24 protein-coding genes are annotated in these 20882 nt (G+C 45.6%); 16 read left to right on the top strand and 8 right to left on the bottom strand.

Features of this window, described 5'->3' with window-relative positions:
• Positions 1-482 (bottom strand): NusA N-terminal domain-containing protein (locus tag Q0257_RS06135; protein ID WP_298022924.1); only part of this gene is annotated, 482 nt, incomplete at its 3' end.
• A gap of 158 nt (positions 483-640) precedes the next feature.
• Here Q0257_RS06135 and Q0257_RS06130 point away from each other — a divergent pair.
• From Q0257_RS06130 to Q0257_RS06115, 4 genes are read left to right on the top strand one after another with little or no spacing between them, the layout of a single operon-like run.
• On the top strand, positions 641-883 hold the full coding sequence (locus tag Q0257_RS06130; protein ID WP_005870077.1) for an HP0268 family nuclease: 243 nt from the start codon (positions 641-643) through the stop codon (positions 881-883).
• Positions 880-2175, top strand: coding sequence for a tRNA (N6-isopentenyl adenosine(37)-C2)-methylthiotransferase MiaB (gene miaB / locus Q0257_RS06125; protein ID WP_298022921.1), 1296 nt, complete (start codon positions 880-882; stop codon positions 2173-2175). The genes Q0257_RS06130 and miaB overlap by 4 nt, the downstream gene beginning before the upstream one ends.
• The gene (locus tag Q0257_RS06120; protein WP_298022918.1) at positions 2156-2809 is read left to right on the top strand and encodes a lysophospholipid acyltransferase family protein; all 654 of its coding nucleotides are present in this window, start codon (positions 2156-2158) and stop codon (positions 2807-2809) included. The genes miaB and Q0257_RS06120 overlap by 20 nt, the downstream gene beginning before the upstream one ends.
• 46 nt (positions 2810-2855) lie before the next feature.
• The gene (locus Q0257_RS06115) at positions 2856-3611 is read left to right on the top strand and encodes a hypothetical protein (protein WP_298022915.1); all 756 of its coding nucleotides are present in this window, start codon (positions 2856-2858) and stop codon (positions 3609-3611) included.
• A gap of 230 nt (positions 3612-3841) precedes the next feature.
• On the opposite strand, the gene Q0257_RS06110 is transcribed toward Q0257_RS06115, so the two are convergent.
• The 4 genes from Q0257_RS06110 to panC are packed head-to-tail and all read right to left on the bottom strand — an operon-like array spanning position 3842 to position 7612.
• A complete protein-coding gene (locus Q0257_RS06110) occupies positions 3842-4498 on the bottom strand; it encodes a metallophosphoesterase (RefSeq protein ID WP_298022912.1) in 657 nt (218 codons plus the stop codon).
• The gene (tilS, locus tag Q0257_RS06105; protein ID WP_298022910.1) at positions 4495-5481 is read right to left on the bottom strand and encodes a tRNA lysidine(34) synthetase TilS; all 987 of its coding nucleotides are present in this window, start codon (positions 5479-5481) and stop codon (positions 4495-4497) included. Before tilS ends, Q0257_RS06110 begins: the two co-directional genes overlap by 4 nt.
• A gap of 1 nt (position 5482) precedes the next feature.
• Positions 5483-6790, bottom strand: coding sequence for a 30S ribosomal protein S12 methylthiotransferase RimO (gene rimO / locus Q0257_RS06100; RefSeq protein WP_298022907.1), 1308 nt, complete (start codon positions 6788-6790; stop codon positions 5483-5485).
• Positions 6791-7612, bottom strand: coding sequence for a pantoate--beta-alanine ligase (panC, locus tag Q0257_RS06095; protein WP_298022904.1), 822 nt, complete (start codon positions 7610-7612; stop codon positions 6791-6793). It lies immediately after the preceding gene.
• 165 nt (positions 7613-7777) lie between these two features.
• On the opposite strand from panC, the gene Q0257_RS06090 reads away from it, so the two are divergent.
• The 5 genes from Q0257_RS06090 to Q0257_RS06070 all read left to right on the top strand — a co-directional run bounded on the left by Q0257_RS06090 (position 7778) and on the right by Q0257_RS06070 (position 10534).
• On the top strand, positions 7778-8077 hold the full coding sequence (locus tag Q0257_RS06090; protein WP_005870065.1) for a DUF883 family protein: 300 nt from the start codon (positions 7778-7780) through the stop codon (positions 8075-8077).
• Between the two features lie 259 nt (positions 8078-8336).
• Positions 8337-8573, top strand: coding sequence for a hypothetical protein (locus Q0257_RS06085; RefSeq protein WP_298022901.1), 237 nt, complete (start codon positions 8337-8339; stop codon positions 8571-8573).
• Positions 8574-8632: 59 nt separating this feature from the next.
• The gene (prfB, locus tag Q0257_RS06080) at positions 8633-9730 is read left to right on the top strand and encodes a peptide chain release factor 2 (protein ID WP_298022898.1); all 1098 of its coding nucleotides are present in this window, start codon (positions 8633-8635) and stop codon (positions 9728-9730) included.
• Between the two features lie 20 nt (positions 9731-9750).
• Complete coding sequence (locus Q0257_RS06075; protein WP_297901914.1) at positions 9751-10086, top strand: type II secretion system protein; 336 nt, start codon at positions 9751-9753, stop codon at positions 10084-10086.
• A gap of 10 nt (positions 10087-10096) precedes the next feature.
• Entirely contained in the window at positions 10097-10534 is a 438-nt protein-coding gene (locus Q0257_RS06070) for a hypothetical protein (RefSeq protein ID WP_298022895.1), read from the top strand.
• 149 nt (positions 10535-10683) lie between these two features.
• Here the strand turns inward: Q0257_RS06070 and Q0257_RS06065 are convergent, their stop codons facing one another.
• Positions 10684-11598 (bottom strand): hypothetical protein, encoded by a 915-nt coding sequence (locus tag Q0257_RS06065; RefSeq protein ID WP_298022892.1) that lies wholly within the window; start codon positions 11596-11598, stop codon positions 10684-10686.
• 587 nt (positions 11599-12185) lie between these two features.
• Positions 12186-12752 carry a PAS domain-containing protein gene (locus Q0257_RS06060; RefSeq protein WP_005870765.1) on the bottom strand — a complete coding sequence of 189 codons (567 nt, stop codon included), beginning with the start codon at positions 12750-12752 and terminating at the stop codon, positions 12186-12188.
• A gap of 156 nt (positions 12753-12908) precedes the next feature.
• Between Q0257_RS06060 and Q0257_RS06055 the strand changes: the two genes are divergently transcribed.
• From Q0257_RS06055 to Q0257_RS06030, 6 genes are all read left to right on the top strand, one after another.
• On the top strand, positions 12909-14141 hold the full coding sequence (locus tag Q0257_RS06055; RefSeq protein WP_298022890.1) for an MFS transporter: 1233 nt from the start codon (positions 12909-12911) through the stop codon (positions 14139-14141).
• An 85-nt stretch (positions 14142-14226) separates the two neighbouring features.
• Complete coding sequence (phsA, locus tag Q0257_RS06050) at positions 14227-16491, top strand: thiosulfate reductase PhsA (RefSeq protein ID WP_298022886.1); 2265 nt, start codon at positions 14227-14229, stop codon at positions 16489-16491.
• Between the two features lie 11 nt (positions 16492-16502).
• On the top strand, positions 16503-17069 hold the full coding sequence (locus Q0257_RS06045) for a 4Fe-4S dicluster domain-containing protein (RefSeq protein ID WP_297963846.1): 567 nt from the start codon (positions 16503-16505) through the stop codon (positions 17067-17069).
• The gene (gene nrfD, locus Q0257_RS06040; RefSeq protein WP_298022883.1) at positions 17062-18033 is read left to right on the top strand and encodes an NrfD/PsrC family molybdoenzyme membrane anchor subunit; all 972 of its coding nucleotides are present in this window, start codon (positions 17062-17064) and stop codon (positions 18031-18033) included. The genes Q0257_RS06045 and nrfD overlap by 8 nt, the downstream gene beginning before the upstream one ends.
• 26 nt (positions 18034-18059) lie before the next feature.
• Entirely contained in the window at positions 18060-18713 is a 654-nt protein-coding gene (locus tag Q0257_RS06035) for a response regulator transcription factor (RefSeq protein ID WP_177387544.1), read from the top strand.
• The gene (locus Q0257_RS06030) at positions 18706-19824 is read left to right on the top strand and encodes an ATP-binding protein (protein WP_298022880.1); all 1119 of its coding nucleotides are present in this window, start codon (positions 18706-18708) and stop codon (positions 19822-19824) included. Before Q0257_RS06035 ends, Q0257_RS06030 begins: the two co-directional genes overlap by 8 nt.
• Positions 19825-19919: 95 nt before the next feature.
• Here Q0257_RS06030 and Q0257_RS06025 read toward each other — a convergent pair whose 3' ends face one another.
• Positions 19920-20483 carry a hypothetical protein gene (locus Q0257_RS06025; protein WP_298022877.1) on the bottom strand — a complete coding sequence of 188 codons (564 nt, stop codon included), beginning with the start codon at positions 20481-20483 and terminating at the stop codon, positions 19920-19922.
• A gap of 42 nt (positions 20484-20525) precedes the next feature.
• Here Q0257_RS06025 and Q0257_RS06020 point away from each other — a divergent pair, with 42 nt between their 5' ends.
• Positions 20526-20792 carry a hypothetical protein gene (locus Q0257_RS06020; protein ID WP_298022874.1) on the top strand — a complete coding sequence of 89 codons (267 nt, stop codon included), beginning with the start codon at positions 20526-20528 and terminating at the stop codon, positions 20790-20792.
• Positions 20793-20882: the final 90 nt, after the last annotated feature.

The following is a 20882-nucleotide window of genomic DNA, read 5'->3' as shown; positions in this document are numbered from 1 at the left end:
TTCGTATCCTCGATCTCTACGTAGGTCGTGCCGTCGTGATCGATCTTGGTGACCGTGCCGTGGGTGAGGGTGCCTACCTTGCTTTTATAGTTTTCAAAAATTTTCTCTTCAAGTAGCCTCTGGATGTGGAAATTTAGCTCTCTAGCCAGCACGCCGGAAGCCGTGCGACCGAGGTTTTCGATATTTATTTCGTAGCTTAGCTCATCGCCGATCTCTGCGTTTTCGCCTATTTTTTTGGCCTCGCTTAGCGCGATAAAGTTGTGATCGCCGAGTCGCTCATCATCGTCTGCTACGACGTGGACTTTTTGGTAAAGCTTGACGCGCTTGGTCTGCGGATCGACTTCGCTGTCGTAGAGATACTCCTCGCCGAAAAGTCTTTTTGCAGTCTGGATGAACGCCGTTTTGACGCGCTCTTTGACGTCCGCGGGCTCAAGTCCCTTTTCATTTGCAATCGACTCGATGATGTCGGTGATTTTTTCCATAAATTTTCCTTAAGATTTGATTTCGTGCTACTAAATTTGGATTTTAAATTTTGAAGTGCGGTATTATATGGAATTTTGACTTTATTTTTATTTAAACGAATTATTATCTAAATTTCGCTAAACTCGCGGGTTTAAAAAGATAAATGAAAGGATAGATCATGCAGCTAAAACTTGCCAGAACGGAGCTTGCTTCTAAGCCAAAAAGCGTTAAGATCGAGGATTTGCAAGCCCAAGTAGAAAAGAGCGGACAAAAAATATTTTATCTGGATAGAGAAAATTCTCAAAAAGATTTAGCCGCTTTGGTGGATTTTTTCGACACTAAGGGTTTTAGCGTGTATCAGCGCATAGTGCGATACGGGCTGAACGAAAACGAGTATATGTACGAGGTGCATATCCTTTGAGCAAACTCCTCTTCATCCAGACCCTAGGTTGCGCGATGAACGTGCGCGATAGCGAGCATATTATCGCGCAGCTAAAAGAGCAAGATTACGAGATTACCGATAACATTAGCATTGCCGATCTGATTTTAATAAACACATGCTCCGTGCGCGAAAAGCCCGTGCATAAGCTTTTCAGCGAGATCGGCGCATTCGATAAAGCGAGAAAAAAGGGCTCCAAAATCGGCGTTTGCGGCTGCACCGCAAGCCATCTGGGCGGAGAGATTTTTAAGCGCGCACCATTCGTGGATTTCGTACTCGGCGCCAGAAATGTATCTAAAATTTCGCAAGCCGTACGTACGCCAAAATTTATCAGCACGGACATAAACTACGACGAGAGCGAGTTTGCCTTCGGAGATTTTGCGAGCTCGCCATATAAATCCTTCATAAACATAATGATCGGCTGCGACAAAAAGTGCTCCTACTGCATCGTGCCGCAGACTAGAGGCGATGAAATTTCGATCCCCGCTCAAATCATCTTGCGCGAAGCCGAAAGATCTGCAGCTCGCGGCGCCAAAGAGATATTTTTGCTCGGCCAAAACGTCAATAATTACGGCAAGTGCTTTTCTAGCGCGCACGAAAAAATCGACTTCAGCGACCTGCTTGTGCGGCTTGGCGAGATAGAGGGCATCGAGCGCATCCGCTTTACTAGCCCGCATCCGCTGCATATGGACGATAAATTTTTGGACGTTTTTTGTAATAATCCTAAAATTTGCAAATCGATGCATATGCCGCTACAAAGCGGCTCTAGTAAGGTTTTGCGCGATATGAAGCGCGGATATACTAAGCAGTGGTATCTGGATCGTGCGCTTAAGCTGCGGCGGATGTGCCCGAGTGCGGCGATCAGCACCGACATCATCGTAGGCTATCCGAGCGAGAGCGAGGAGGATTTTGCCGAGACGATGGAGGTGCTAAAGACAGTGAGATTCGAGCAGGTTTTTTCCTTTAAATTTAGCCCGCGACCGCTCACGCCGGCAGCAAGCTTAAAGCCGCTGGATGATGAAATTTCAAGCGAAAGGCTAAGTAGGCTGCAAAGCGCTCACGCTAAAATTTTAGACGAGATCACAGGAGCGCAAAAAGATAAAATTTTCGACGTATATTTCGAGGAGCTGCGCGAGGGCGGCACCGCGTGCGGTAGAAGCTTTTCAAATTTTTTAATCTGCGCGCAAGGCGGCGAGGAGCTACTAGGAAAAACGCGCAGAGTACGTATCGAAAAGACCGCCAGAATGGCGCTTTATGGAAAAGTTATCGCTTAAAAAGCGGCTATTTTTCCGCGTCGCCGAATATCTCATTTTTATCCTGATTTGGTGTATTTTTTTAACGTGCAGGGTTAAATTTACACCCACGAAGCTGCCCGAAAAGCCCTGCGTCGTCGTATTTTGGCATGGAAGATTAGCGATGATGAGCTTTGCGTATAGGCGCTGGTGGCTGCGGGATTTCGGCAGCAAGAGGCGCGCCAAGGTCATCATCTCGGATCACAAAGACGGCGAGATAATCACGCGCGTGATCTCGCATTTCGGTATCGGCGCAATTCGCGGCAGCAGTTTCAAAGGCGGCGCGCGCGCACTTATGGGCGCGATCAAAGAGATAAAAAACGGCACCGACGTCATCATCACTCCCGACGGTCCGCGCGGCCCCCTTCACAGCGTCGCCGACGGCGCCGTGATCCTTGCGCAGCGACTAAACTTAGGCATTTACGCGCTAAATTACGAAGCGAGCAGTTTTTGGAAATTTCATAGCTGGGACGAGATGGTATTGCCAAAGCCCTTTTCGCGCATAAATTACAGCCTCAGCGCGCCGCTAAATTTAGAAGGACTTGACCTTGAAGAGGGCAAAGAGGCGATCAGGCAACTGCTTTTTGCAAGCGCCGAGCAGGACGTTAAATTTTAGTTTGAAATAATAGTGTTTCGATATAATTGCAATTTTAGGAGAAAAAATGGCACTATTTAAAGCAAAATCATTCCTCGGCGTCGCTAAAAGTGCCGACGCATGCGAGTTTTTTTATAGAAAATTGGGCTTTGGCAAAAGAATTTTGGATGAGAAATCCGATCGTTTTCCTATCGCGCAAGAAAATGATCTGGCTACCTCGCTGGCGGGCTTTGCGGATCTGAGTGATAAAAATTTAATCTCTTGCGTACTGATAGACGACGAAAATCAAAGAGTGTATTTTAACGAGGATTATATGATTAAAGAAAATAGCATTTATCAAAAAGTCGATGATAGCTTCATAGTGGAATTTCCTCGCGCAAGTGCACAGGCGGCGGATGAGACTTTTGGAATAGAATTTAGCTCGCACGCTAGTTTATTTAAAATTTTATACTTCTTGCTAAAAAATCAAAGCGATTTTGAAAACATGGCAATGTTCGCGCTGAAATTTAATAACCGCGCATGTTTCGTCGTCGCCAACCAAGAGCGCGTGCTCTACGCCGATATAATGCGTATCGACGAGGAGATGCAGGCGGCGATGAGCGACGCGGACGAGCTATTTTACGAGCTTTTAAATTTTCAGATCGAGACCTTCTACAAATCCGAAAATAGCGAGTTTCTCACCAACGTTTTCATCTACTCCGACGGCACGCTTAGCAACGAGATCGGTTATGTGATTTTCACGCGCATCTTCATCAAAACAAATTTGATAAATCTAAATTTCGCCGATTACATCAACAAAATCGTGATGCTAGAAGCCCGCTAGATCAAATTTTTTGCTCCGCACCTAGGCAGAATTTTAAAATTTTATCTTTGCAAGATCGCGCTTGCTTGATACGATTTAGTTGCCTGTTTGCGCCGCATTTTATTAAATTTTATCTCGCGTTACATAATGGATTTTGGCTGGGTAAAATAATCAGTATTTAAACAACTCGCTTTTAAATTTAAACTCATTTGCCGCAAAGAGCCCGTCTTGCGCCGTAAATTTTGTCTTTTTCACGAATCCCGATTAATTTTGCGTAAAAAATTTTCTATCAGAATCCACCTTTGTTCCACGTCGTCGCTATCGCTAATGCCTTCTAGCTCGCTTGCGTGATGCGCTTTGGGCGGGATATCTTTCAGATACGACCACACCTCGTCCTCGCTTAAAATTTTGCCGTGCAGATCAAAACCTACGTTTAGCGCTCTGCCTGAAACCTCAGCGATATCTGCGTGCAGGTGACCATAGAGCATCAGCGCGCCATAATGGCAGTTTGCCCACTCGATCATCGGGTAGTGAGACAGAGCCGCTCTCTTATGCGATAGGCGCACAAAGGCATATCCCACGATCTGCTCAAACATAAAATTGCCGTCCGCCTTGCGCTGGCTTAACAGCTCGTTTTTCATCGCAGCGATGCGCCCATCATGGTTGCCGAGCACCAAAAAATGTCGCCCGTTTAGTCTGCGAAGTAACTCGCAAGTGTGCGCAAAATCCTTGTGAAAGGATACGTCGCCGAGATTATAGACGAGATCTTCTGGCGTAACGAGCGCGTTCCAAGCGGCGATGAGATTTTCGTCCATCTCGGCCACGTTCGCCCCTTTTCTAAAATTCGGGTATTTTTTCAGCACTAGCTCGTGGCCGAAGTGTAGATCAGAGGTAAAATAAACGTTCATAAAAGCTCCTTAAATAGCGCAAGATCCACGCCTGCGGAAAACAAGAATCCGCGGTTTATTGGCGGGATGGCGAGCCGTCTGCACGCTTCTTTAAATTTCTTGTCCATCGCGGCTTTGATATATGGCGTTACAAGAATAAAATTTTCGCCCGCGCCCACGGCTACCTTGCCGCCAAGCACGCAGTCCGAGCCTTTTTCTAAGCAACGCGCGCATTCGTTTCGCTGTGCGGCGCTTAGCACGAGCCCTAGCCGCTTGCAGGCGAGATCTATGCCGCGAAGCTCGCCCCGGCCTCGTTTTATGAGATAGATTTTAGGCGCGGGATTATAAATTTCGGGAGCCAAATTTAACGCATCGGTCGCCAAAAACTCAAAGCTTTTTTTCACGCCGCTAAAGTATTCGTCCAAAAACGGCTCGCTAAATTTAGCGCGAACAAATCCGCGCTTAAACCGGTCCGTTAAATTCGTCTCGTCGGTGAAGTATTTCAGATTTCGCTCACGCAAAAACCGCTCCAGCTCGCACTTTCGCACGCCTAAAAGCGGACGAGCGATCGCGTAGTCCTCTCGGGCTTCGATCTCCTGCATGCCTAGCAGTTCACTAAGCCCCGCGCCGCGCCCAAGCTGCATCAAAAACCACTCGAATTTATCGTCAAACTGATGCGCTAAGATCAAATTTTCATAGCCCCGCTCGCGGCAAATCTCGGCGAAAAAATCGTATCTAGCCGCGCGTGCTTCGTGCTCGAAATTTGACTCGCCAAGACGCACGCTTTTTACATAGATTTGTTTGTTAAATTTAGCCGCGAGCTGCTGCGCTGATGCGACCTCGTCCTTGCTTTGCGCGCGGACGTTATAATCCACGATCGCAAGGTCAAATTTTACGCCCGCCTCGTCCAAAAGATAAAAAAGCGCCGTACTATCGACGCCGTGCGAAAATGCAAGCAGATTTCGCCCCGATTTTAGCTTGTGTAAAACGGGCGCGCTTAGCACTTTAGGCCTTTGCCGTGATCTTGCCTAGCGCCTGGCTGCCCGCTACTTGCGTGATCTCGCACCAGTAGCGACCACCGGTTTCTAGTTGCTCCACGTCGCTTTCGTTGATCAAAATTTCGCCGTCGATGTCCTTGTCCCAGAGCGCCTTTTTCGCGGCATAAAACATCTCGCCCTCACTGCTTTCGTCCTCGAGCGAGACGATAAATTTTTGCCCCAGCTCCTGCGCGAAGCTCGCCTCGATCGCGGCGCGAGTGATCTTTTCGATCTTACCTAGGCGCTTTGAGATGATTTTGGTCGGCACCTGCTCCATCTCGCAAGAGAGCGTGTCTTCTTCCTTGGAGTAGGCAAACGCCGAAACGCGGTCAAATTTAAACTCCTGTAAAAACGCGCAAAGTTCGTCAAATTCAGCTTCACCTTCGCCCGGATGTCCGACGATGACGCCCGTTCGTAAAAATGAACCCGGCGCGCTTTTCATCAAATTTAAAAGCTCTTTGATTCGCGCCACGCCGCTTCCGCGCCTCATGATTTTTAGCATTTTCTCACTTGAGTGTTGGATCGGCATATCAAAGTAGTTTACAAACACGGGCGAGGCGATGATACGCTCGATTAACGCGTTTGAGGTTGTGCTCGGGTATAGATAAAGTATACGCGCGGTTTTGACGCCCTCGATCTTTTCGACCGCGCCAATTAGCGAGATGAGGCCGTCGCTAACAGCGTGATCGCGCATATACGAGCTGCTGTCCTGCGAGAGGAAGCTAAAGTCGTAGTAGCCCCTTTTTACGAGCTTTTGCACCTCGTCTACGATGTTTTCGAGCGCGCGGGATTTTAGCTTGCCCTTAAAGGTTGGAATTGTGCAGAAGCTGCATTTTTGATTACAGCCCTCTGAAATTTTGATGTAGGCGTGATAGTTTGAGCCCGTTATCACGCGCTCTTCGCTTGCTTGCAGGTAGGTGTCCGGGCTAAATAAATTTTGCTTTTTTAGGATGATTTCATCGATCTTATCGTAGTCTCCGACGCCGGTAAATAGATCGACCTCGGGCAGCTCCTTCATCAGCTCCTCGCGGTATCGCTGCATGAGGCAGCCAGTGACTACGAGCAGAGAACCTTTTTTACGCGCTTCGTGCATGTCTAGGATCGCGCGGATACTCTCTTCTTTGGCCGAGTTTATAAAGCCGCAGGTATTTACGATGATGACGTCGGCAGAGGCGACGTCGGGCGTGATATCGTAGTTTTGCAGGCGTCCGAGCATGATCTCGGAGTCGATCAAATTTTTATTGCAGCCCAGCGAGACGAGATGAAGCTTCGCCATCTACAGCCAGATATTATCGATCAGACGGGTCGTGCCTACCTTGGCGGCTACTAAAATGATAGTATCTCCCGACTTAATCTGCGAAATTTCATTAAATTTATAATCTACAAACGCTATGTAATCGACCGCCAGCGGCTCAAGCACGCTAAGCATCTTTTCGCGGACGATGTTTAGGCTGATCTCGCCTTTTTTAATAAGCGAGCTGGCATTTAGCAAGGAGCGCGAAAGCTTAAGCGCCATAAGTTTTCCCTCCTCATCCAAATAGGCGTTGCGCGAGCTAAGCGCCAAGCCGTCGCTCTCGCGCACGATTTCACAGGGCACGATGTTTATATCCATAAAAAAGCTCTTTACCATATTTTGTACGATAAAAAGCTGTTGGGCGTCCTTTTTGCCCATATATACGTTGAGTGGACGTACGAGATTGAAGAGCTTATTTAGCACCTTAAGCACTCCGTTGAAGTGTCCCGGGCGCGTCTTGCCCTCCAAAATTTCGCTTAACGGCTTAGGCGCGATAATGCCCGGCTCACAGGAGCCGTAAATTTCATCTACGCTCGGAATAAAAAGCGCGTTCACATCGAGGCTCTCGCAAATTTTAATATCGCCCGCTTCGTTTTTTGGGTAGCTGTTTAGATCCTCGCCGGGCAAAAACTGCGCCGGATTGAGGAATGCCGAGACGATTACGATGTCGTTTTCGTTTCGCGCCCTTTTTATGAGGCTCGCATGCCCCGCGTGCAAAGCCCCCATCGTAGGCACGAAGCCCACGCTGCCGCTTGCCGCTGCCCTGAAGCTTTTTAGCTCCTCTACGCTTCTAATGATCTGCATTGTTCTCTCTTTTCAATATAAAATATTAAGGCTGGCAATTATATCAAAAAATATTAAAGGTATAAATTAAGCGCGAAAGGGCGGTCTATTTAGCGAACGTTAATCAATAAGTACTAAAATCTATCGCGAGCTTTAGCTCTAAAATAAACTTCAAAAGGAGCGAAAATGGCTACTCAAGAGACAAATTTAGATTCTTTGAAAAAGGATATCGACTCTTTAAAAGCGGATTTTAAAGAGATTATGAAGTCCATCAAAAACATAGGTGCAGAGCGTGCGGAGTCCGCTAAAGATAAAATTCTAGATCAGCTAAACAGCAATGAGATCAAAAAATATATAGATGATCTAAGGCTCAAAGGCAAAGACGGCATAGAAAGCGTAAATGACACGATAAAACAAGATCCAATAAAAAGCATCGCTATCGCTGCGGGCGTCGGATTTTTGCTCGCTTGGTTGCTGAAAAAATAATGGCCGGCATATCTGAATTTATAGTTTCGGTAGTAGAGCTCGTAGACGCTCAAGCTAGCGATATCAGGCGCTCTTTTTTAAAGAGCGCCAACTCGGTTTTACTAAATATAATTACGGGCGTGATTTGCATTATAGGCTTAGTTTTCTTTTTGCTAGGATTGCACGCGCTTCTTGAAAAAACTATCGGAGAAATTTGGGCGTATTTTGCCTGCTCCATTGCGGCTTTTTTATGTTCCATTATCGTGTATAAGGTACTTTCGTGCAAAGCGAAATGACAAAAGAAAAGCTAAGACTAGTGGTGTCTATGCTTAAAGACAGAAAAGCCGATTGCAAAAAGTTAAAGCTAGAAGAAGCAAAGCTAAAACTACTACTAAATGACCCTTTGCCCGATCTCTCGACGGAGCTTAAACTGATTAATCATGGCAATATCAAGCAGGTTTTGATATCCCTAATAGATAAATGCTTCATAATACCCGCCTTAAATAAAATTTTATAAACAACCTTAATCCAAAATATGTTATAATCACGCCAAAAGCATAAAAAAGGTCTTAAATTTTGGATAATTACGAATATACGGAACTTTTAAAAACCCTAAATACTAAAGTCGAAAATATTGCGGGCGTCGTAAAACCGGAGAACATCAAAGCGCGCCTAAAAGAGATCGAGGAGCTTGAAAACGATCAAAATCTATGGCAGGACGTCGCAAAAGCAGGCGCCATCGGCAAGGAAAAAACTAAAATTTCAAATATCTTAAATAAATTTCTAAACGCTAAAAACGCCGTAGACGACGCAAAAGCTCTATATGAGCTGGCAAACTCGGAAAACGACGAAGAGACGATAAACTCGCTTTTTGTCGAAGCGGACGAGCTAGAGGACAAGATCATAAATTTAGAAATTTCTATGATGCTTAGCGGCGAAAACGACGATAAAAACGCTATCGTCAGCATTCATCCGGGCGCGGGCGGTACGGAGAGCAACGACTGGGCGAGTATGCTATACCGCATGTATCTGCGCTTTTGCGAGCGAGAGGGCTTTAAGATCGAGGTTTTGGACTTTCAAGAGGGCGAGGAAGCAGGTCTTAAGGACGTTAGCTTCATCGTGCGCGGCGAGAACGCCTACGGATATCTGAAAGCCGAAAACGGCATCCATCGCCTGGTGCGCGTAAGCCCATTTGATAGTGCAGGGCGCAGACACACGAGCTTTTCAAGCGTGATGGTAAGCCCGGAGCTAAATGACGATATCGAGATAAATATCGAAGAGAAGGATATTCGCGTCGATGTGTTTCGCGCAAGCGGCGCAGGCGGGCAGCATATCAATAAAACCGAAAGCGCCGTGCGCATCACGCACATCCCAACGGGCATCGTAGTAAACTGCCAAAACGACAGAAGCCAGCACAAAAACAAAGAAACGGCGATGAAGGTGCTAAAGTCGCGCCTTTACGAGTTGGAGCTGATGAAACAGCGCGAGAAGGACGAGAACACGCCTAAAAGCGAGATCGGCTGGGGGCATCAGATCCGCTCCTACGTGCTTTTCCCGTATCAGCAGGTCAAGGATAACCGCAGCGGCGAGGCGTATAGCCAGACCGATGCGATCTTGGACGGCGACATAAAAAGCATAATCGAAGGCGTTTTGATTTCACAAGCGAACAAATAAATTTTTTTGAAAGGATGAGAATGAGTGAAGATGGAATTTTGCTAGCGCTAGGATATAGCGTAAACGACGCGACGGTCGCGCAGCTGCGAGGAATTTTATCGAAGTGTGATTTTGAGGATAACGAGCTCGATCGCATCGTGGGGCTGAACGATAAGCTTAAAATTTACGGTGCGCATGTGGCTATGTCGAATTCAAACCCGTATTTTAAGATTAAAAACGACGCTACGAATGAGGAGCGCAAGACCGCTGTTGAAGATATCATCAGCGCTTGGTCGGAAAAATTTAAGCTCAAGCTACAAAAGGTCGCGGGCAAAGAGACCTATTACGTTTTGGGTCGCCAAATTTCAAAAAATTAAGGAGCAAAATATGAAAAAAATTCTAGCTTTGATCGCCGCTGGAGTATTTTTGGCAGGCTGCGTTAGCAACGCACCAAAAAGCGCAGTCGATGCGCCAAAAAGCGGCAAGTATTCTTTTGCCGATGTCCAAGACGGAATCCGCCCGATGAACCTACAAGGAGGCGTCGTGCAAAGCGATGCGTGCAAAAACGGCAATGGCGCAATGTGTTTAAATTTTGCGGATTCTATGTATTCCAAGCACGACTATGCTTCTGCCGCCAATGCCTACAACGCTGCGTGCACGCTCTCCCAAAACTTCCCTGCTTGCCAGAAGCTCGCAGCGATGTTTGAAAAAGGTGAGGGCGTGGAGCAAAATAAATTCAACGCCATTGATCTATACCGCATCTCGTGCTATTACGGCTACAAGGACGCGTGCGCAAATATGCGCCGCTTAGGATATAACGGCTAGCGTTTTTGGGATTTAAATTTTAAAATTCTGTTTTAGATTTACTCACTACGAACTGCTTTCAAATTCCATTACGCCGTATCGCGGGATGGAATTTGATGCATTAAAAATTCTGCATCATACATTTTGATAAAATTTTGTGTCACTTATAGCTAGAAATAAATTTTATCTACATCGTTGATATTTATATTGTGTCTAGCTAAGAAATACTCTTTCAATTCAAAATATATAGAATTTCTAAATATCGGTATTAAATAATATCTGGAGCAAGCAAATAAGCCGATATGTCCATAATGCGGTTCGCCAACCCTTAATGTAGGAAAAAGCGAAAATCTCCTATCGCCACTTTTTCCCAAAACAAGACAAAAGATAAATTTTACTAATATATTGCCCGCAAACTGAAACAAAGCAAAGCTCAAAAACCAACGAGCAACTACAAGATCAATCGTCATGAAAACCAAGCATAGCAACACTGCCGCCATAAACATATATAGCAATCCTCTTTTTCCTTTAAAATTTCCTATAAAAAAGGACCAATCCATATTATGCTGTAAATTTTCACATTGCTCGACATACGCGATTTTATCTTTTTCGTAAAATTCTATTTGGTTGTTTTTAAGCCGTATCGTCGGTCTCTCTTTTCTATAATCTATAAGCTCAGGTAATATAATGAATAGCGATAAAAACGATAAAAACAAAATCATGTATATACCGTTCTTGACACTATAATCCACTGCGCCGCTGGCTTTCCAATCAAAATTTACGATTATGGCAAATACGCCGCCTATAAAAAGAGAGAAAACCATTAATAGCTTTTGATATATATATTCGTAGTTTTTAAGAATTATCGGATTTTTGTCGTAATCTCTGGCTTGGACTTCAGAGCTTTTGTTAATAGCGGTATCATCGGAATTTAAAGTCTTAGAGCTTGCATCTTCTAATTTTAAATTTTTGAAGTCGAAAGCGTTAAAATTTTTGGGATAAAGACCTTCTGTTAGATTTTGCTTTGCATCGCTGTGCTTATTATTTAGGAGTTTTCTTAATTCCTCAAGCCTGCTTTGATCCATTTATCGCCTTTAAATTTGATGGACGCACCATTTTATATTCTCATCACTTAAAGCTCAGTAAATTTTATCGCTCATTCGCTGTCCTACAATAAGGCAAAGACTCTAGAAATTTTAAGCTATACGTAAAATCTACCATAAATCCAAAAAATTCTAATCAAGCGTATAAATTCCCTTATTTTTAAATCCGCCTTATACTCAACTTTTTAAATTTTAAAGCAACCCTCGTGTCTTATAGTAAATTTCTCTCTTAGCAAATCACCTCTTTCTTAGATCAAGTAGCTATATAGCTCGATACCCTGTTGTAAGTTACTTTCTAGCGCTTCACGGAGCTACGCTAAATACGCATCAGGAATTTTAGATGTAGAAACAACCTGTATGGTGTGATACTACTAGGTGTAAAATATATATAAGAAATCTAAAATATAATCTTTAAAGAATTTTTATTAAATTCTATATTTCAAATTTAAGAAATTTCCGCGGAATTTTGGCTAAATTTCGCATTTTATAATTTTATTATGTCATGGAATTTTCGAGGTAAAATTCCAACCAATTCCGCGGAATTTTAATTTGCGTCCGTGTCAGTCAAACTAGCTAAAAAGCTTTTTCATCGCCTTAAAAAACATTGCGGTGAGCGGATTGGATTTGCCTGAAACCTTTGCGATCCAGCTCTCGTAGGTCTCGCCTTTGCTTTTTAAAAAGTCCACGAGCGCCTTTTGGCTAGCCTGCATACCGCCGTTTCTTTCAGCATCCAGTAGCGCCCTATAAATTGGCTCTATAGTTTCGATCGCAGATCTTGGCGGAGCCTTACGAAATGCCGTGTATTCGGTGATCTGCCCTGTCACAGGATCTTTTTTAGAAGTAAATTCCGTAATGACCCAATAAAAGCGCCCATCTTTGGCTAAATTTTTAACCACGGCGGTAAAATCCTTGCCTTGTTGTATTGTATCCCACATGAGCTTAAACGCTATGCGCGGCATGTCCGGATGTCGTATGATGTTATGCGGCTGCCCCAAAAGCTCAAGCTCACTATAGCCGCAAATCATACAAAAATATGGATTTGCAAACGTGATAATGCCCTTCGGATCGGTTTTGGAAACTATATAGCGCTTCTCATCGAGTTTGATTTCCTGATTAATCGGAGTCGGTCTTTGCATTTTTAATCCTTTGCTTAAAAATTTATTGCAGAGTATATAAAATTTTTCTTTTCAGAAATATTAAATTTTCGTTAAATTTTTATAAATGTTAAATCTTTAAGTGAATTTTTAAAATTTAATGTATAATCTCAAATCAAAATTTCAAAAGGCGGCGCGTTGAAAAATCCCTTCCTATCGCTTAAATACTCAAATTTTAGAATTTATTGGATCGGGATGAACCTCTCGCTGATCGGCTCTTGGATGCAAAGCGTCGCGCTGCCGTGGCTAGTGCTAAGCATCACCGCAGACGCTTTTAAGGTCAGCCTCGTAGCTGCAGCGAGGTTCTTGCCCGCGCTACTTTTCACGCCGTTTTCCGGTGTACTGCTCGATAAGTTTAATCGCAAAAAGATCCTTTTGCTCGCTCAAATAGGCATGGCGGTGACCGCCTCAATTTTCGCGGTTATGAGCTTTTGCGAGCTATATTCTTTCGGCAAAATTTTATTTTGCGCTTTTGCAAGCGGCATCTTTACCAGCATGGATGCCCCGAGCCGTCAGTCGATGGTAAAAGACCTCATCGACTCGCCCCGCGATCTAGCCAACGCCATAGCGTTAAATTCTATGTCCTTCAACGTCGCTCGTATTGCAGGACCCGCACTTGCGGGGATCGTGATGGCGCTGTGGGGCGTGGGCTTTTGCTTTTTATTCAATGCACTTAGCTTTTTAGGCATCATCGTTTCGCTGTTTTTCATAAGAATTCCGCCATCCGCTACTACGCTATCTAGCAGAAGCGGAGGCGTTTTTGCCTCGATCGGTGCTGGAATTTCGTATGTATCGCACAAAAAAATTCTAAGCGAGCTAATGATAATAGTGCTTATCGTAGCGACGCTGGTGCCAAATTACAACGTAACAATCTCGGCACTTGTTAAGCTTAGCCTAGACGCAGATGAGCGAAGCTTTGGATATTTGATGTCGGCTCTAGGCGTGGGGGCCTTTTGCGGCGCGCTTTTCGTAGCAGTCTTTGATAAACTTGGCATCCGCAAAATCAGATCGTGCGCGATCGCTATGGGGGTGAGCTTAGCTCTTACTGGGGCTGCAAATTCCTTCGCATGGGCTGCGGCAGGGCTTGCCGTAACTGGATTTCTTTTCGTAATCACAAACTCAAGCATCAACTCCACCGTGCAAATGCACGTAAGCAACGAATTTCGCGGGCGCGTGCTTAGCTTATACGCGCTATTTTTAATAGGTAGTACGCCATTTGGAGCGCTCATATCGGGCTTTTTTACCGAGCTACTGGGCGCTCGCGTAGCCCTTGCGATCTGCGGTGCAATTAGCATTTTGCTACTGCTGGCGCTATTTTATGGCTTTAAAATACGGCGCAGGACGCATTTTATCTTTCGAGATAAAGTCTAAGCCAAAAGCTGCATTATCAAAATTAACCTTATTTTTACGATGAAGCCTTAGAATTCCTACCGAAATTTAAAGGTAAGGAGTTTTTATGAATAGACGAAATTTCTTAAAAAGCACCGCCGCGATCGGCACGCTAGCGACGCTAAATCTAAATTTAAACGCTAGCGCGGTTACAGGCGAGACGGAAAAGAAAGTCGCCAGCGTCTGCGAGATGTGCTCCTCGCGTTGTCCTATCGAGGTGACCGTCAAAAACGGTCGCGGCGCTCTCATCGAGGGCAACCATCGCTTTTCAAACAAAACCTCGGTCTGCGCTCGCGGAGGCGCGGGCATAAATCAGCTCTACGACGATCAAAGGCTCATTAAGCCGCTCATTCGCGTAGGCGAGCGCGGCGAGGGCAAATTTAGAGAAGCAAGCTGGGATGAGGCGCTTAAAATTTGCGCGCAGAAGCTCGGTGAGATTTCGCAAAAATACGGCCCGCAAAGCGTAGTTTTTACCTCCAAAACGGGCGAGCACCACACTCAGATGATGAATTTCGCCTGTGCCTACGGCAGTCCGAACATCTACTCGCACTGGTCCTGTTGCCCGGTCACCTACAATATCGCCGTGCCGCACACCTTCGGCGCTAATATGCAAAGAGACTACGGCGACGCAAAATATATCGTAAATTTCGGCCACAATCTTTTTGAGGGAATCGACATCTCAAAAACCAAAAAGCTCGCAAAAGCCGCGAGTAGAGAGGACGTAAAGCTTTTGGTGCTCGATCCGCGCTTTAGCGTCGTAGCTTCTAAAGCCGACGAGTGGCTGCCGATAAAGCCGGGAACCGACGCGGCGTTTTTAATGGCGCTAATTCACGTCTGGCTGCGCGATAACAAATACGACAAAAAATTTATCGAACAATACGCCGTGGGGCTAGAGGAGCTAAGGCAATCGGTGAAGGATACGACGCCGCTTTGGCAAGAGGGTATCACGGGCATCAAGGCAGACAAAATCGAGCGCATCGCAAATGAAATTTACGCCGCGGCTCCCGCAGTCGTAATCGACTGGGGGCACAAAACCACGACCGCTAAGGCCGAATACGTCCGCACGCGCGCCATCGCGATCGCAAACGCGCTGATGGGAAACGTCGAGAAAAAGGGCGGAATTTACTTTTCTAAAGACTCTAAAACCTTCAACACGCTTTGCAAAGAGGATCTATTCCCTACTATCTCAAACCCGGATAAAAATTTTAAAATTCCAAAGACCGCGCGCATCGACGGCTGCGGCGAAGAAGGTAGCGAAAATTTCTTCGTGCCGCGCAAACACGGCGTTTTGATGCAGATCGCGCCTACGATTTTAAGCGAAAAGCCTTACCCTGTAAAAGGCTGGGTCAGCACGCGCTTTAACCATCTCATCAACGTTGCAGGCGTGGATAAGAGCGTAGAGGCGATCAAAAAGCTAGACTTCGTGCTCGCAATCGACGTGTATATGAGCGACTTCGCGTGCCTAGCCGACGTGATCTTGCCAGAATCCACCTATTTGGAGCGCGACGAGTCGATTCAAAACAAAGGCGGCACCGCGCCTGGATTTGTGATGCGAAACAAAGCCGTCGAGCCGGTGGGCGATACGAAGTGCGGCTATGAAATTTTTAGAGAGCTTGCGAGAGTGATGAAGATCGATAAAGACTACACTTGGAACAACATCGACGAATACCGCATGCAGCAAGCCAAAGGCAACGCCGAGCTAATCGCAAATTTAATCAAAAACGGCTACGTAAGCTACAAAGTGCCGAAGCTGTATTACCGAGAGCCGAAGCTCGTAGCTAAATTTATCGATAAATATCCTGCCGCGGCGGAGTTCGTGGACGAAAACGGCGAGATGAGCTCGCAGATGAAATTTAAAACCCCGAGCGGCAAGATCGAGCTTTTCGCGCCGAAAGTGGAGGAGCTTTTCGCGGGATACGGCTGCTTAAACACCGAGGGTATGGACGTATTCGGCGGACACAAATACTGCCTAATGACCGGCAAGACCGCGCTTCACACCAACGGCCACACTCAAAATGTCAAAATTTTAAACGATATGATGAGCGAATCGCCGGTTTGGATCAGCCCTGCTTCTGCAAAAGCGGAGGGGCTAAAGACGGGCGATATCGTGAAGCTTAAAAATAAATTCGGCGAGCAAAAGGCTAAAATTTTCGTCACGCAAGGCATCAGGGACGATTGCCTATTTTTATACCACGGCTTTGGGCACGTAAGCCCGGGGCTAAAGCGCACGAACGGCATAGGCACGAACCAAAGCGTCCTTCTCGATCCGGCTGCGGGTCCTGTGGTAAGCACGATGGTAACCAACGTCGGCGTCGATATAGTTAAAATTTGAAAGGGGCGGTTATGAAAAAACTCATAATGATTCACGACGAAAATTTATGTATAGGTTGCCAAGCCTGTTCGGTTGCGTGCAGGAATGAAAACGGCGTACCGAGCGGCGTTTATAGGCTGCAAGTGCACGGCAAAACAAGCGGCGTTTTTCCAAATTTAAAGCTCGATTATTCGCGCGCCAGCTGCGTTATGTGCGAGGATAGCCCCTGCGTGGACGTCTGCCCTACGGGAGCGAGCTTTAAAACCAAAGACGGCGTAACGCTCATAGACGAGAGGCTTTGCGTCAGCTGCAAATACTGCATCCTGGCCTGTCCTTACGACGCAAGGTTTGTCGATCCTATCACGCACGCTATCGGCAAATGCACCTTTTGCTACACGAACCGCACGAGCAAAGGCTTGCAGCCTGCTTGCGTAAGCGTGTGCCCAACGGATGCTTTAACTTTCGGCGACGTAAATGACCTAAATTCCGAGGTAAGCAAGCTGCTAGCCAAAACAAGCGTAGAATATCCGAAAGCGTATCTAAATACCAAACCGCGCCTAGCGAATATCAAAAACAAAAAAGGAGGACGCTATGAATAATATGTGGGGCGATATGAGCCAATACTCTGAAATTTACTGGCCTTGGCCGATTGCGATCTATCTATTTTTGGCGGGTCTTAGCGCGGGAGCGACGATGGTGGCGCTTTTAGTCAAATGGAACCGCCACGAAAGCGAGCAAAATTCCATCTGGGACGCGATGATTAGAGCAGGCGCGATCACGGCACCGCTTACGATCTGCGCGGGGCTTTTGCTTTTGATCTTTGATCTGGGCAAGCCACTTAGCTTTTATCTTTTGCTGATCAAATTTAACTTCGGCTCGGTGATGAGCCTCGGCGTGGCGGCGCTTTTAATCTACGTGCCGCTTAGCTTCGTATTTGCGCTATGCGTCTTCGGCGAGGAAATTTGCAAATTTAAACTGCTCGCCTTTCTGCGACCTATCGTAAATTTGCTAAGCTCATTTGCCAAAGCTTCCAAACTTTTCGAGCGGGTTTTATTTATCCTTGCTCTTTGCGTGGGCGCATATACTGGCTTTTTGCTAAGCGCGGTGATGAAAATTCCGCTTTGGAATACTCCTGTGCTTCCGATTTTATTTTTGCTATCGGGCTTTTCCAGCGGCATCGCGGCGAGCATTTTAGTTGGACTTCTGTTTTTTAAAGGCTCGTTAAACAAAGATAGCATAAAATACCTTTTGGTGCTTGATCTGCGCGCGATACTCTTTGAGATTCCGCTTTTGTTCATTCTGTTTGTCGGGATGTATTTCGAGGGCGGCACGAGCGCACTTGCGGCACAGCAGGCTTTGACGCACGAGGTTTACGGTAAAATTTTCTGGATCGGCGTTTTAGGCACGGGGCTCATCGCTCCAATCATCATCGCCTTTACGGCGCTGAAAAACCACGCCTACAAGCCTGCGTTTATAGTTTTAAATTCTTTCGTCGTGCTTTGCGGCGTCATTCTGCTTCGCTACTACATCGTATATGCGGGGCAAATTTGCACGGGAGCGTAGTCTCGCTCCCGATTTAGGGAACGGGTTTGAAAATTTTACTTTTAGAAGACGATTTTGAATACAGAAGCAGCGTAAGCGAGTATCTGCAGGAGCTCGGCTACGAGGTGGACGAATGCGAAAGCGGCGACGCAGCCTGCGATAAGATCGCCGCGAATGCATACCACTTGCTGATTTTAGACATCAAAGTGCCGGAGGTTTCGGGCGAAGAGGTGCTGAGATATGCGCGAAGCCTCGGCCTCAACACCCCCGTGATGATGATGACCTCGCTCGGCGACATCGACGATTTAAGCCAGTGCTACGAGCTTGGTTGCAACGAATATCTAAAAAAGCCCTTCCACCTAGCCGAGCTTAAATTTAGAGTAAGCGAGCTGATGCGAAAGTATTTCGGCGACGAAAAGGGCGCCGTCAAGATCGCGGATAAATTTCACTACTTCGCAAATTTAAAAATTTTAAAACGCGCGGACGAAGAGATATCGCTAAGCGCCAAAGAGATCAAAATCATAGAATTTCTGCTCGCCAATATCAAAAGATTCGTTAGCGTAGATGAACTCATCGCCGACGTATGGGACGGCGAAGCGGGCAGCGTCGATGTGCGCGTGCATATCAGCAACCTCCGCTCCAAAACGAGCAACGACTTCATCCTCTCCAGCCGCGGACTCGGATATAAGATAAATGCTTAAAGGGTTTAAATTTACGCTTTTTAGCGCGATCTTCATCATCGGCGCCTTTATAAGCGAGAGTCTTTATATAATCTATTTAAATTCCAAAATCGAGGAGAGTGCCGACGTCGCCGAGCTGATACAAAAAAGCGGCGAAGCCCTAGCCGGCGCAGATCTGAATCTAAAAGACGAGCTCATCTACGACTACGCGATCCTAAATGCAAACGGCGAAATTTTAAGATCAAACCTAAGCGTCCAGCCGCCGGATTTTGCATTTATCACGCTAAAATTCGGCGGACGGGTGTTTTTTAAGCGCCACTTTCTACACGAGGGTAAGCTGCATTTTTTCGTCATCTCAAAAAAGATAAGCTACGCCAAGATAGAATTTATCGCGATCTCTACGATCTTTATCACGATTTTCGTAGCGCTCATCATCGCGCTGTTTAACTACAAAATCATAAAAAATTTCTACGCGCAGCAAAGCAACCTCATCAAGGCGTTTTTCAACGACGCGATGCACGAGCTAAAGACCCCTCTGGGCGTCGCGCTCATCAATACCGAGATGCTTGGGCTGCGCGACAAACACACGGCGCGAATAAAATCCGCGCTCAAGCAGATGGTAATTACTTACGAGGACGTGGAGTACTTCATCAAAAGCGGCAAGATGAGCTTCAAAAGTCGCCGCATCGATATGAGCGAGTTTTTGGGCGCTAGGATAAATTTCATCTATCTGGTCGCAAAAAGCAAAAACATAAGCTTGCAATCGCGAATAGCGCCCGATGTGAGCGTTTTTATGGACGAAACCTCGCTAATGCGCCTCATCGACAACACGCTAAGCAACGCCGTAAAATACTCGCGCCCCGGCGGCAAGATCATCATCGAGCTGGAAAAGGGGATGAGCATAGCGGTCTTTAGCGTGCAGGACTTCGGCATCGGCATAAAGGATACGAGCGCGATCTGGGATAGATACTCGCGCGAAAACGCGGCTCTTGGCGGATTCGGCCTCGGGCTAAACATAATCGAGAAAATTTGTAAGCGCTACGGCATCGCAAAAAGCGTCAGCTCGAAGCTTGGCGAGGGCAGCACCTTTTGCTACAAAATCCCGCTGTTTAAGCAGAAGCTTTTGGATTAAAACGGCACGTGAAATTTAGGCGCAAATTTTAAAATTTTAAAAGTAAAATTTGCGTGGCTATCGAGCTTTTTAAAATTTTGTTTTGAAGCGACTTTTCAGCCGCCTTTTGCTTCCCTACTACGCAAATAATATTCTTCCGATGGATAATTTAGATTTCCGCAGTTATCCAGCTCAAAACCTTGTTTTATATCAAACGACGCCTTGTTCCTCTCCTGATAATATTTTTTGATTTTTTCGGAAAAATTTATTCTATCAAATAGGTATTCGGAATGATTGCGTTGTATATAATTTTTATAAATTAAAACAAACTTATCTAACAATATATGAATATTTGGTCCTTTATAAGCGCCGTCTAGAGTAATTATCGGTCTATCAAATCCAGCACTCATATCGTTCAAATTTATTTTTAAATATTTCTTTGGGTCGGTTTTTTTGGCTTTTAGTTTATTCATAAAAATTTCCTCAAACGTCTCATTATTATCATGATGCGTTTTTAATATTTCAAACCAATTCGATAAATTTATACCTTCCAATTCATAATACGCAAGTTCATATTTGCTACGCCAGGAGCTACCATAGGTATTAGCTCTATAATCATTGATCATTTGCTCTAATTTTAACTCATAATCCAAATACTGCCCTATCGCTCTTTTATACAACTCCTCTTTGGGTAAAATTCTATCCTCGGCTAAACAATAGCCTTGATTGTATTTGTCGTAGTCGGAAAGGGAAACTATCGCGAAGCCTCGCGAAGTGGAGTAGTCGGGCACGATGCGAATAAATGCGGCGCAGAGTATTATTATAAGAAGCAGCACGCTAGCTATCGCTTTAAATTTAACGGATTTATAAAATTTCATACCGACGCTCCTTTTAAAATTTATAATTTCAGCGTAAATTTCCGCGATTTTACGATTAAATTTAAAACGCTGCACCGCTGCGATAAAGCAGACAAGCTGCAAAACGCCTAAATTTAAATCTCGCCGCTAGCCTTCGCGATGCAAAATTATATAGCCCAGTTTCGTGCCGTTTTCGTCCGAAAACGCCCGCACGTAAAAATA

The sequence above is a fragment of the uncultured Campylobacter sp. genome (assembly GCF_938018035.1).
In the GTDB taxonomy this organism is placed as follows: Bacteria; Campylobacterota; Campylobacteria; order Campylobacterales; family Campylobacteraceae; genus Campylobacter_B.
This window is presented reverse-complemented; position numbering and strand designations above follow the sequence as displayed.